Raw genomic sequence first — 13,902 nt, forward strand, 5'->3', positions numbered from 1 at the left:
AAAGGAGCAGAAAAACTAAGATTTCTACTCCTTAAATTATTGTATTTATTCCTTAAAGGACTTTTTCAGTACCCTCGGAAACGGTCGTCTTTTTTTTATCTTTGAATAAAAAATATTAACAATGAAAATCTTAACAAAAATTATCTTTATTATTTTCTTATCAATATTTATATTTTCTTGCAACAAAAAACAAGAAACAAAAATAATCACAAGACATATTAAAGTAAAAGATAGCACTAAAGAAAAATCAGATAGCATTCCAAATAAATTTGACTGTTATGATGGTTCTCAAACGGAAATGAATGTTTGCTCAGCAAATGAATTAATCTACTATGATAGTATTTTAAATGTTAGATATAAATATTTAATAAAAAAAATAGATACAGAAATCAAAGACGATTATGAAAATTATAATTTAAGATTAAAAACAAGTATAATAAATTCACAAAAAAACTGGATAATTTCTAAAGAAAAAAATAGAGAGGTATTTGATATTGAATATGAAGGAGGCTCTATTTTACCTTTAGCTAAAAACACACAAACTATTAGAGATACAAAAGAAAGAATAATATTCCTTGAATATTTTATACATGAAGATTAAAAGACAACTAAAAAACGGTCGTCTTTTTTTTATCTTAGCAATACCTTAACAATTGTTATACCCCAATTAATATTCTGTTTAGTGAAATTTGCATTTCTTCATTTAGAAAATTCAAACAATGATTATAAAGAAAATTATTCCCTTTCTTGTTGTATTATTATCTTCTCTTTCTTCTTTTTCTCAAGACACGAGCTTTAGCGATCAGGCGAAGCAAAAATTTACCCTTAGCGGAACTATTATTGACGCCAACAGCAATGAAACTTTAATTGGTGTTAACATTGTTATCCCAGAATTAAAAACAGGTGTAACTACCAATGAATATGGATTCTACTCTATTACTGTTCCAAAAAGAAATTACACTGTTAAAATAACCTATTTAGGATATCAAACTATAGAAGAATCGATAAATTTAGACCAAAACATAAAGAATAATTTTAAATTAATAAGCAATGAAACTGTTTTAAAAGAAGTGGTCATCATTGATACTAAAAGCAAAATTGACATTCGGAAACCTGAGATGAGCGTTAATAAACTCTCTATTTCGGCTATTAAGAAAATGCCGGTTGTACTCGGCGAAGTTGATGTTCTCAAATCTATTTTATTGCTTCCAGGAGTTACTAATGCTGGCGAAGGCGCATCCGGTTTTAATGTACGTGGCGGTGGTGCAGACCAGAATTTAATTCTGTTGGACGAAGCAACCATATTTAATTCCTCACATGTTTTTGGCTTTTTCTCCGTTTTCAACCCCGATGCGATAAAGGATTTAAAGCTATACAAAGGTGGAATTCCAGCTCGTTTTGGCGGAAGGGCTTCTTCGGTTTTAGACATTTATCAAAAAGACGGTAACAGTAAAGGATTCAACGTAAATGGAGGAATCGGATTAATCTCGAGTAGAATTTTGGTCGAAGGACCAATAGTAAAAGACAAAGGTTCTTTCCTTATTGGTGGAAGAAGTTCGTATGCCCATTTATTTTTAAAACTCTCTAAAGAACAAAAAAACAACTCCGCTTACTTTTATGATTTGAATACCAAGTTGAGTTATAAATTGAACCCAAATAACAATCTGTATTTGTCGGGATATTTTGGAAGAGACGTTTTTAGCCTAAATAAAAGCTTCACTAATATTTATGGAAACTCCACTTTAAACTTGCGTTGGAATCATTTATTTTCAGATAAATTATTTTCGAATTTATCGCTAATCTACAGCGACTATTATTATGGATTGGATTTGGATTTTGTAGGTTTCAAATGGGATTCCGGCATCAAGAATTACAATATCAAATACGATTTCAAGAATTATATTTCAAATAAATTCAAATTGAATTACGGCGTAAGCGCTATTTATTACGATTTTAATCCGGGAACTATAAAACCATCTGATGTAGATTCCGGAATTAATTTTGATCAATTGGATAAAAAACACGCTTTCGAACCTGCCCTATACATCAATGGAGATCATGAAATTTCGAATAAAATTTCTCTTTCTTATGGTTTACGATACAGTATATTTTACCGTTTAGGACAATCTACCGTAAATATTTATGAGAATGACAATCCGGTAACTTTCAATCCGGATTTACAGATTTATGAAAAAGCGACGCCTATTGGAACTAAATTTTATGAGAAAAATAAAGTGATTGAAAGCTTCAATAATTTAGAACCACGTTTTTCTTTTGCCTATCAAATCAACGATGACCAATCTGTAAAAGCCAGCTACAACCGAATGGTCCAATATCTACAATTGATTTCCAATACTTCCTCTCCTACTCCGCTTGATGTCTGGACGCCAAGTGATAATTTCATCAAGCCCCAAATTGCAGATCAAGTGGCTTTGGGCTACTTTAAAAATCTTAAAGATGGCGTCTATTCCTTAGAAGTTGAAACGTATTATAAAAAAGTAAAAAACAGATTGGATTATATCGATGGTGCTAATTTGATTGCGAATAAAGCGATTGAACAAGTGATTTTGAATGGTGAATTAAGATCCTACGGTTTGGAAATAATGTTCCGAAAAAACGAAGGTAAATTTAACGGCTGGATTTCCTATACTTTATCTAAATCTGAACAACAAACTCCGGGAAGAACATCTATTGAAACAGGAATTAATAATGGAAATTGGTACAACTCTGTTTATGATAAATTGCACAATATCGCCATCACCACTTCCTATAATTCAAACGAGAAATGGTCTTTTGGAGCTAATTTTGCGTTACAAACCGGGCAACCCGTAACCTATCCGACAGGACAATACGAATACCTTGGAATAGCCGTTCCCAGTTATGATTTAAGAAACGGAAACCGGCTTCCGGCTTACCATCATCTCGACATTGCTGCAACATTAACCCCACGCAAAAATAATGACAGAAACTGGAAAGGAGAATGGGTTTTTAGTATTTACAATTTGTACAATAGAAAAAATGCAGCTTCAATCAATTTTAGACAAAATATGAATACCGGTACTAATGAGGCCGTAAAAACTTCCATTTTTGGTATTGTTCCTGCGATTAGTTATAACTTCAAATTTTAATTATATGAAAAAAATAACACTATTTTTAGCAATTATAGCAGCATTATTTTTCAACAGTTGTGAGGATGTTATTCCGTTAGATTTGAACACTGCACTGCCAAAACTGGTTATAGAAGCTTCCATAAATTGGAAAAAAGGAACCGCTGGAAATCAACAAAAAATAAAATTAACTACAATGACAGATTACTACAGTACCATAATTCCAAAAATTTCCGGAGCCACTATTTATATTAAAAACAGTTCCAATATCATTTTTAATTTTGCCGAATCTGCTAATAAAGGGGAATACATTTGCACTAATTTTATTCCTGTCATAAACGAATCCTACACTTTAACTGTTATTAGTGATGGTGCAACTTACACTGCCTCCGAAACATTAAAATCAGTAGCACCAATAACTGAAACTACTCAAAATAACGAAGGAGGCTTTACCGGAAAAAACATAGAAATCAAATCCTATTATACAGATCCTGCGAACGAACCTAATTATTATTTATACAAATACATCTATTCCAATCAGGTAAAATCTAATTTTTATGTAGATGAAGATGAGTTTTTTGACGGAAATAAATTCTTTAGCATTTCCCAAAATGACGATTTAAAAGCGGGCAACGCAATAGAAGTCAGCCATTACGGAATTTCAAAAGCCTATTACAATTACCTCCGCGTTTTAGTAAGCATCGCAGGAAATAATGGCGGCGGACCGTTTCAATCTCCTCCGGCAACAGTAAGAGGAAACATCATCAACAACACAAATTCAGCTAATTTTCCTTTGGGTTATTTTTCTCTTAGTGAAGTCGATATTAAAAATTACACGATACAATAAGGAGCAAAAACCAGCTATACATTACAAACAAAACAGGCTCTAAACAGTTTTCTAGCTAGTATAAGGAGCTTCCTTTGGTCGCTCTTCTACTAGCACAAAACTAAAGTTTGGAACCTATTTTGTTTTTCATTTCTATCTGGGCTAAAAAATCACGAATTACAAATTACGAATTATGAATCACTATCTTTGCATTAGTAATTTTCAATTCGTAATTCATAATTAACCATGTCCTCACATCACATCGTTCGCGACGACCAAGAACCTGCCTTAATAATTGCCAATGGCGCATCCTGTAATCCAGAATTATTAGGACAATTATTAGAATGGTCTCCTTTGGTAATTGTTTTAGATTCGGCTATAGAAAGAGTCATGCAATTAGACATAAAAGTAGATGTTCTTTTAGGTGATTTCGATAGAGGATTTGATCCTGAAGAATATCAAACTTCACAATATCCTATTGAGATTATTCATACTCCAGACCAAAATAAAACCGATTTAGAGAAAGCATTTGATTATTTAATTCACCGAAAAATTCCTGCCGTAAATGTCGTTTGGGCAACCGGAAAAAGAGCCGATCATACCATTACCAATCTTACTAACATTGTTCGATACCGAAATCTATTGAAAATTGTGATTTTAGATGACCATTCGAAAATATTTTTGTTGCCAAACAAATTCGAAAAATGGTACACTGCCAATACCCCAATTTCGTTAATTCCCATCGGTCATGTTACCGGAATTCACTCTGATAATTTATTTTATCCGTTAAAAGACGATAGTCTAACCATTGGCTACAGAACCGGAAGCAGCAATCATGTCATCAAAGACGGCATAGTCACAATTGAACACAGTGAAGGCGATTTATTACTGATGGAATGCATCGATTAGTGACTAAAAATCTATTTATAATCTCTTCCTTTAATTTGACAAGAAGAGATTGACTATCTTTGCGCGGAAATGGAAAAAATAAAACCAAAAACGATTACCGAAAAGACCAATTTGCATCCTAGAAATCTGGACCGATTTGGATATGATTTTGAACAATTAATCAAAAATTGTCCTGAATTGCAGCATTTTGTTGCTGTCAATGAGCACCATATAAAAACTCTTGACTTTAGTAATCCCGAAGCGGTAAAATCGCTAAACAAAGCCCTACTGGTAACTCATTATGATATACAGGATTGGGACATTCCTAAAAACTACCTTTGCCCACCCATTCCTGGCAGAGCTGATTACATTCATTATATAGCTGATTTATTGGCTTCCACTAATAACGGAATCATCCCGGAAGGCGAAACCGTTCAAGGTTTGGATATTGGTATTGGTGCCAATTGCATTTACCCAATAATAGGTAATTCTGCTTACGGATGGAGTTTTGTGGGAACCGATATCGATTTAAAAGCAATTGAAAACTGCAGTAAAATCATCGAATCCAATCCAAAATTAATCGATGCCATTAGTTTGCAACAACAAACAGAAGCACGTTTTATTTTTAAAAACATAATTACACCCGAAGACAAATTTACTTTCACAATATGCAATCCGCCTTTTCATGCCTCACAGCAAGAGGCTACTAAAAGCACGTTGAGAAAAATCAATAATTTAGAGCAAACAAAAACCACAAAACCTGTTTTAAATTTTGGGGGTCATAATGCTGAATTATGGTGTGAAGGTGGCGAATTAGGTTTCGTAACCCAAATGATTTACGAAAGTGCCAAATACCCAATGCAATGCTTATGGTTCACTACATTGGTTTCAAAAAAAGAAAATCTTTCTAGTCTTTATAAAACCTTAAACAAAGTAAGTGCTGTTGAAGTAAAAACGATTGATATGGCTCAAGGCCAAAAAACGAGCCGCATCGTAGCTTGGACTTTTTTGAGTGAAGCACAGCAAAAAGCTTGGAAGTTTTAAAAAAACAACTCCCTATTCAAAAAAATAAAGGAGTTGTTTTTAGATATAATTTTTTATATTTCTAAAAAATCAGTTCGATGTAATTAATCTTTATTTCCAATTTTGAAACCGTTGATATATTCAAGAGGTTTTTTACCGTCATAGTACATATTATCTATAAAATCAGTGGTCGCCGGCTTATAACCATCCGTTTCAGGAATATCGATTTTGGCTATAAAACCTTCATCTAACAACAATTTAGCTGCTTTATTCCATATTTCAGGCTTGTAAACCTCCCTAATTTTATTATTGTACCATTCAGCAGGTTTTGATTCTGAAATTTGTCCCCATCGTCGCATTTGTGTTAAAAACCAAATTCCGTCAGAATAGAAAGGATAAGTCGCATTGTATCTAAAAAAAACATTGAAATCCGGCAAAGACCTAACGTCCCCTTTTTCGAATTCAAATGTCCCTAACATTGAATTATCAATCACCCGTTTAGCTCCGTCAACATAAGCTGATTTTGATAATATCCGGGTTGCTTCTTTTCTATTTTCGGGATTATCCAACCATTTTCCCGCTTTAATCAATGCCTTTGTAATCGCAATTGCAGTATTTGGGTATTTTGTAACAAACTCCTTGGTCATCACAAACACTTTTTCGGGATGATTTTTCCAAATCTCTCGGCTGGTCACAACGGGAACACCAATACTTTCCTCAACTGCCTGCTGGTTCCATGGTTCTCCAACACAATAGCCATTGATAGTTCCTGCTTTTAATGTTTGAGGCATTTGTGGCGGGGCTGTGATATTCAGCAGTACATCTGCTCCTATATTTCCTTTGCTTCCTTGAATGCTATTGTTATTGTAAAATCCAGGATTTATTCCACCTGCTGCTAGCCAATATCGCAATTGATAGTTGTGGGTTGAATAGGCACCAACGATACCAAATGTAAAAGGTTTGTTTCCTTTTTTATAATAATTTAGAGCAGGTCTTAAGGCATAGGCAGGAATAGGATGTACGGGTCTGCCATATTCCTGTGGTATACTATCCACCATTTTTGACCAAACATCATTGGATACTGTTATAGCATTTCCGTTCAAATCCATCGAATAGGAAGTAACAAGTTGGGCTTGTCTGCCAGATCCCACGGCTGCTGCAATAGGTTGTCCGGCTAGCATTTGGGCGCCGTCTAATTGATTGTCAATCACCTTGTCCAAAATATCCCTCCAGTTGGCTTGGGCTTCTAGGTTTACTGCGAGTCCTTCTTCATCAAAATAGCCTAAGAACTTTGCAATGGCAAGTGGTGCCATATCGGTAAGTTTTATAAATCCAAAAGTTAGGTTTGGTTTTTCTAAAGGTAACTTCTTAGTTTTGGGAGGATCTATAGCTTCTTTTTTTAAATACGCATCTATTTTATAGGGTACTTTAAAACTTAAAACAAAGAATGACAATAGCAGAACCAATGATAATCTGAGTATCTTTTTTTTCATAGTATAGTTTTTGAATTATTACTGGATCAAAATTAAGTATATATACGTAGTTAAAATATGTAAAAAAACAGGTTTTGTCCTTTTTAATACATTTTCTAAATAAATTAATTTTACTATTCGATCATCAAAAAAAAGAACTTTAAAAACTAATTAATCTAATTACACCTGAACTTTGGTTTCCAAAAAAAAGGAAATCCTTCCAATCTTTATAAAACCTTACGGGTAGTCAGCGCTGCTGAAGTAAAAACGATTGATATGGCTCAAGGCCAAAAAACGAGCCGCATCGTAGGAGGGCACTGAAAAAGTCCTTAAAGAATTAGATTTCATTAAAAGAGTAGAAAAATAAGATTTTCTACTCTTTTTTTTATCCTGAAAATGAAGTACTTAAGCAAAACTCGAATTTTCCTTAATCGCCTTAAAATGTCTAATTACTAAAAAGAGATACTTTTTCAGTGCCCCCCATCGTAGCTTGGACTTTTTTGAGTGAAGCACAGCAAAAAGCTTGGAAGTTTTAGAAATAAAAATATTTCGTTAAAGTCTTGAAATACTACCATAAAATCATTCCAAACAGTAGTGCTTCCCAACCTTTTTCTTTATTTATAAGAATTATTTATTTAAAGGAATTATAACGAAAAAGGTATAATTATTAAATCAATAATTAAACTTCTAAAAATTTAGTTTTCTAAAAAAAATATACAACTATTCCTAAGTAGTTGTATTTCTTTATATTTTTAAGCCAAAAAACACGTTTTAACATATAATTATGTAAATTTGTTTATGAAATCTTAGATAATCTAAAAAATATTCTTTTGCGGTTCATAAAACCATTAGCAAAAAAAACACTAATACTTAAACACAAGAATACCACTACTATCCTTTTTTATTGTAATTTATTCGTATTCAATAAAAATTATATGCTCATCAAAAATTTGCATTGAAAAGAATCAACTAATCCTAACTAAATTGTGAAAAGGCAAATACTACATACCGATACACTAGATGACTCCACCCTTTGGAGCAACCTAAAAAAAGGTAATGAAAAGGCTTTTTCAACACTTTTTAAAAAGCATTATGCTCATTTAGTACGTTATGGAAATTCGTTTATTCCTTTTCCTGAAAAAGTGCAAGACTGCGTACAAGATGTTTTTACAGATATTTGGGTTTATAGAAATAAACTAAATGAAGATGTGGTAGTAAAAGCCTATTTATTGTCAAGTGTTCGTAAACGTATTGCGCGATTACAAGAACGAGATCATATTTTTCGCCTAAGCACTTCAATGGATTCTGTTAAATTTCTGTTTGATTTCTCCATAGAACATCACCTCATTGCCGATGAGACAACCGCGGCCAAAGTCTCACATCTCAATCGACTAATTAATGATTTGCCTTCTCGACAAAAAGAGGCCTTGTATCTACGTTACAACCAAGACCTCACTGTAGACCAAATTGCAAATATGCTTGAAGTCAACTATCAATCGGCAAATAATCTTTTACACCGTGCTTTATTGAGTCTGCGCAAAGAGTGGAAAGGAAACATTTTACTAATTTTACTACTGTTTCAAAGTGTTTTTTAGTTTTTTTAAAAATAAATTTAAAAAATTCATAATTTAATGAGTATCAAATAAAAAAACTGTCCTTTATATAATTGTAACCCATTTTTTTGATGCAACAACGTAACAATTATACAGAGATAGAACACTTTTTAGCCGATGAATCATTCCAATTATGGGTCTGTTTCAAAGACGACCAACAAGACTGGGAAGAATGGACTTTAGAGAATTCCAATCGTGCCAAATTAGTTGAAGAAGCGCGACTATGGTTGTTAGCAATGAAAGTTCCTAATACCAACCTATCAACTGAGGACGTTCAATATGCCTTGGAAGCTACTTGGGAAAAAATTGAAAGAGCAGAAGAAAATAAAAATGGAACAAGCAGACCAATAATAAAACTTTGGAGAAATAATTGGTTTAGTGGAGTTGCGGCCGTTTTGATTTTAAGTCTTTTATCCGGTTGGCTTTACAACCACTATATTGCTCCTGAAAATTCAGTGCTTACCTACAATGAACTAATCAATGAAAATGAGGAGGGTCTAGTTGAACAAACTAATAATTCTGACAAACCTCAGATAATAACCTTATCCGATGGCAGTTCCGTATTACTACAACCCAATAGTAAGTTGAGTTACCCTAAAATCTTTGTTGGGAATGAACGAAAAGTTTACCTATCCGGTGAAGGCTTTTTTGAAATCAGTAAAAACCCGAAAAAACCATTTTTTGTCTTTGCTAATGAAATTGTTACTAAAGTAGTAGGAACAAGTTTTAGAATAAAAGCATACGCTAATCAGCCAAATGTAGAAGTGGTGGTTCGTACTGGTAAAGTAAAGGTAAGATCCAACCAATTAATTGCAAACTCAAAAGATGAATTGATTGTTCTATTACCGAATCAAGCCCTACGATTCGTACGTCAAAATCTAACTTTTAATAAAATTACGGACATAACTCAAGATGAATCTTTAAGTCATTCAGCAAGTAATATAGAACAATTGGGATTTGAATTTACAGATATTCCTGTTGCTCAAATTTTTAAAACAATTGAGCAAGCTTATTTGGTAAAAATTGATTTTCCTCAAGCAAAATTAAAAGACTGTTATCTCACCACATCTTTAAGTGACCAGCCGCTACCAGAAAAACTCAAAATTATTTGTAAAAGTCTTGGGAACAATACCAGTTATGAAATGAATGGAAATCAAATTATTATTATATCAGATGGATGCAACTAACCTTATTTTGCCTATGAATTAAAGCACATAAACGAAAAAGCGCCGAAAATGCTGTAACATTCCCGACGCCTTGAATTAAATCAATTACCTCTCTGTAAAGAGTAATTGGTGCGTTCTCTCAATAACCAAACTAAAGAATATTAATAAAACAAACCAAAATTATGAAAAAAACTGTCCTTAAACAACGACTACTCTTTCGAATCATGAAAATAACCTTATTTCAATTTGTTTTAGCCCTTGTTTTTTCAAGTGTTACAATAGCGAATAATATCAGAGGACAAAGAAAATTGGATACAAAGGTAACTGTTACCCTAACCGATTTGAACTTAGATACGGCGTTAACTAAACTTGAAAAGTTGGCACATGTGAAATTTTCGTATAATTCGAGAATGACACAATTGAACCAAAAAGTGAGTGTTTATGCCAATAACGAAGCATTATCAAGTGTACTTACCCGTATTTTAAAACCACTAAAAATTAATTACACTGAAGTAAGCAATCAAATTATTTTACAAAAGGAAGGAATTCTCAAAGTGGGAATTAATGGAGAAGTTTTCTCTCCTTTAAATGAAAACGCAATAGCTGATATTATTAAAGGTCGCGTAGTTGATGACAACGGCGAACCTTTACCCGGCGTAACGATTCTTGTAAAAGGAACCACAAAAGGAACTACAACAGATGCAGATGGAAATTATACTATCAGTGCTCAAATAGGAGACGTTTTGCAATTTTCTTATGTGGGATTAGAAACTAAATCGGTAACTGTAACAGGAAGCATTGTAAATGTTACTTTAACAGGAAGTGGCGAAACACTACAAGATGTTGTTGTAATTGGTTCTCGTAATCCTACCAGAACAGTTACAGAATCTGCTGTTCCTATTGATGTGATTAGCATGAAAGAAATTGCTTCACAAGGAGCTCAAGTAAACTTAAATCAAATTTTAAACATGGTTGCGCCATCGTTTACATCAAATACTCAAACGGTTGCTGATGGAACGGATCATATTGATCCTGCGCAATTAAGAGGTTTAGGACCAGACCAAGTATTGGTTTTGATAAACGGAAAAAGAAGACATACTTCTTCTTTAGTAAATATTAACGGGTCACCGGGAAGAGGATCTGTAGGAACAGATTTGAATGCAATTCCTGCATTTGCCATCGAAAAAATTGAAGTATTGAGAGATGGTGCTTCCGCACAATATGGTTCTGACGCAATTGCTGGAGTAATAAACATTAATGTTAAGAAAAACACGAATAAATTAGAGGTAAACCTTTTTGGAGGAGGAAATCTTTCAAAAGGGGCCAATGACCATGACGGTGGTTTTGACGGTGGTAATTACCAATTAGACTTAAACTACGGAACGAGTTTAGGTAAAGAGAAAAGTTTCATCAATGCAACAGCAAGTTTTCAATTAAGAGATGCTACAAGCAGAGCAAAAGATGTGACTGGCACTTTATTTAATGCGTATAATGCGGTTGAACAAAGAGCTGTAGAAGCTGGGACTAATATTAATGCACTTTTTGGAAACATAACTAATACTCCAAATACTACACAAATTCTTTCCAATATAAAAACGTATGCTCCGCAAGTAGGCTATTTCACATCGGCTCAACAAACAGCAATAAGTGATGCTTCTGACATCTCGCAGATGCAAGCCGCATTGAATTTTGATGCCACAGCAGGAGAATTAGCGTATAGAGGTCTTGAAAGAAAAGATTTCAATATGAGAGTGGGACAATCTTCTTTGAAAAGTGCTCAATTCTTTTTGAATGCTGCTTATCCAATCAATGATAAACTGGAAGCGTATGTTTTTGGTGGAACCAGTTATAGAAACGGTGAAGCTGCAGGTTTTTACAGAAGACCTAATCAAGCCAGATCATACACGGGATTGTATCCAAACGGATTTTTACCGGAAATACATTCCACAATCAACGACGTCTCAGTTGCTGCTGGTCTTAGAGGTCTTATATTCGAAAATTGGAATTTTGACTTAAGTAACACTTTTGGAAGAAATGCTTTTGATTATGGCGTTGAAAATACGGTAAATGCCTCTTTAAGAGAAAATTCTCCTACTGAATTTGATGCTGGTGGTTTGGCTTTCGCCCAAAACACAACAAATTTTGACGTGAACAGAAAATTTGATGTTCTGGAAGGATTGAATGTTGCTTTTGGTGCGGAATACCGTCATGAAAACTATTCCATCAATGCTGGAGAGCCAGATTCTTACAATCAATATGATATTAATGGTGGTGTGGTAACTGGAACTACAGCAACTAACATTAGAGTTACTGACTTTTTTGGTGCAGCAAGACCAGGCGGTTCTCAAGTATTTCCAGGTTTCAGACCTGCAAATGCAATTGATAAAGACCGTAACAGTGTAGCGCTTTATACCGATTTAGAATTAGATGTTACTGACAAATGGTTGTTAAACGGTGCGGTTCGTTTTGAGAATTATTCTGATTTTGGAAATACAACCAATTTCAAATTAGCGACTCGTTATAAATTAACTGATAATATCAATTTACGTGGTGCCATTTCTACTGGATTTAGAGCACCATCGTTACACCAAATCTATTTCAATTCAACAGCTACACAATTCGTAGGTGGCGTACCATTTGAAGTAGGAACTTTCAGTAATGATTCACAAGCGGCACAATTATTAGGAATTCCAACATTAAAACAAGAGGAATCTCAAAGTGCAAGTATTGGTTTTACAGCAAAAATACCTGATGCCAATTTAACTTTGACAGCTGATGCTTATATTGTAAAAATAGACGACAGGGTGGTTCTTACGGATCAATTTTCAAGACCGGGTGGAACTCCTGCAGCAGGAACTCCAAATGCCATTTTAAATGCATTATTTGATACTGCCGGAGCAACTGCAGCTACTTTCTTTGCTAATGCAATTGACACGGAATCAAAAGGAATCGACGTTGTAATTAGTCATAAAACAAGTTTTGGAAATAACGTTTCTCTAAAAACAGATTTATCAGGAACTTTCTCTAAAACATATAGAGTGGGAGAAATTCATGCTTCTCCAGTATTAGAAGCTGCCGGTCAGGTAAACAGATACTATTCTGAAGCAAGTAGAGTATATTTACAAGAAGCGATCCCAAGAGTAAAAGCAAACTTAACCAATTCTGTTACCTATAAAAAATTCGATTTCTTCTTGAGAAATGTTTATTTTGGTAAAGTGACTGATCCAAATACCGCTGATGTAAACGGAGACGGAAGAGTTGAAGGAGTTATAATAAACGGTCAAGCGGTAGAAATTGAGCACCCAATTTGGGGAGCAAAAATTATTACTGATTTGTCTGTGGGTTTCAAAATTACCGAGGCTGCTAAAATTGTTATTGGAGCTAATAATATTTTTGATATTTATCCAGATTTAAATCTTGGTACACAAACAGCAATCAGACCTAGATTAGTGTCTGGAGCTATTGATTACACAGCTGCTCCAGCAACTATCGATTTATCAAATGCAAACCAATTTGTATATTCAAGAAACGTATCTCAGTTTGGACAAAACGGCCGTTTTGTTTTTGCCAGATTAAACTTCAGCTTCTAAAAGATATTTTTTGTTTAGGAAAGCCATCAACTTTTTGTTGATGGCTTTTTTTTGCTCTGATTCCAATGATGTACTACTAACCTATTGAAAGCTATATCATTTTAATGAAAGATTGTTATAACGTTTCATAAACAATTGCACTCCTAAATTAACATCTTCTAAATACTTAAACGATTAAAAATGAATTAACTTTGCAAACTGATATTTTGTCCCAATC

The 13,902-nt window shown here is 33.8% G+C and carries 10 protein-coding genes; 9 read left to right on the forward strand and 1 reads right to left on the reverse strand.

Features of this window, described 5'->3' with window-relative positions:
- The first annotated feature begins 121 nt into the window (after positions 1-121).
- From FNW38_RS15725 to rlmF, 5 genes are all read left to right on the forward strand, one after another.
- Positions 122-601: a lysozyme inhibitor LprI family protein gene (locus FNW38_RS15725; RefSeq protein WP_143388731.1), complete on the forward strand. Its 480-nt coding sequence runs from the start codon at positions 122-124 to the stop codon at positions 599-601.
- A 118-nt stretch (positions 602-719) separates the two neighbouring features.
- Positions 720-3,128 (forward strand): TonB-dependent receptor, encoded by a 2,409-nt coding sequence (locus FNW38_RS15730; RefSeq protein ID WP_143388730.1) that lies wholly within the window; start codon positions 720-722, stop codon positions 3,126-3,128.
- 4 nt (positions 3,129-3,132) lie between these two features.
- Positions 3,133-3,954 (forward strand): DUF4249 domain-containing protein, encoded by an 822-nt coding sequence (locus FNW38_RS15735; protein ID WP_144065044.1) that lies wholly within the window; start codon positions 3,133-3,135, stop codon positions 3,952-3,954.
- A 225-nt stretch (positions 3,955-4,179) separates the two neighbouring features.
- Positions 4,180-4,842: a thiamine diphosphokinase gene (locus FNW38_RS15740; RefSeq protein ID WP_143388728.1), complete on the forward strand. Its 663-nt coding sequence runs from the start codon at positions 4,180-4,182 to the stop codon at positions 4,840-4,842.
- Between the two features lie 69 nt (positions 4,843-4,911).
- Positions 4,912-5,865 carry a 23S rRNA (adenine(1618)-N(6))-methyltransferase RlmF gene (rlmF, locus tag FNW38_RS15745; RefSeq protein ID WP_394344776.1) on the forward strand — a complete coding sequence of 318 codons (954 nt, stop codon included), beginning with the start codon at positions 4,912-4,914 and terminating at the stop codon, positions 5,863-5,865.
- Positions 5,866-5,948: 83 nt separating this feature from the next.
- On the opposite strand, the gene FNW38_RS15750 is transcribed toward rlmF, so the two are convergent.
- The gene (locus FNW38_RS15750; protein ID WP_144065043.1) at positions 5,949-7,337 is read right to left on the reverse strand and encodes a CmpA/NrtA family ABC transporter substrate-binding protein; all 1,389 of its coding nucleotides are present in this window, start codon (positions 7,335-7,337) and stop codon (positions 5,949-5,951) included.
- A gap of 165 nt (positions 7,338-7,502) precedes the next feature.
- Between FNW38_RS15750 and FNW38_RS15755 the strand changes: the two genes are divergently transcribed.
- The 4 genes from FNW38_RS15755 to FNW38_RS15770 all read left to right on the forward strand — a co-directional run bounded on the left by FNW38_RS15755 (position 7,503) and on the right by FNW38_RS15770 (position 13,685).
- A complete protein-coding gene (locus tag FNW38_RS15755) occupies positions 7,503-7,637 on the forward strand; it encodes an RlmF-related methyltransferase (protein WP_143388733.1) in 135 nt (44 codons plus the stop codon).
- 665 nt (positions 7,638-8,302) lie between these two features.
- The gene (locus tag FNW38_RS15760; RefSeq protein ID WP_143388726.1) at positions 8,303-8,911 is read left to right on the forward strand and encodes an RNA polymerase sigma factor; all 609 of its coding nucleotides are present in this window, start codon (positions 8,303-8,305) and stop codon (positions 8,909-8,911) included.
- An 89-nt stretch (positions 8,912-9,000) separates the two neighbouring features.
- A complete protein-coding gene (locus tag FNW38_RS15765) occupies positions 9,001-10,116 on the forward strand; it encodes a FecR family protein (RefSeq protein ID WP_143388725.1) in 1,116 nt (371 codons plus the stop codon).
- A gap of 161 nt (positions 10,117-10,277) precedes the next feature.
- Complete coding sequence (locus FNW38_RS15770; protein ID WP_235890218.1) at positions 10,278-13,685, forward strand: TonB-dependent receptor; 3,408 nt, start codon at positions 10,278-10,280, stop codon at positions 13,683-13,685.
- Positions 13,686-13,902: the final 217 nt, after the last annotated feature.

Source organism: Flavobacterium gawalongense, assembly GCF_007097265.1.
In the GTDB taxonomy this organism is placed as follows: domain Bacteria; phylum Bacteroidota; class Bacteroidia; order Flavobacteriales; family Flavobacteriaceae; genus Flavobacterium; species Flavobacterium gawalongense.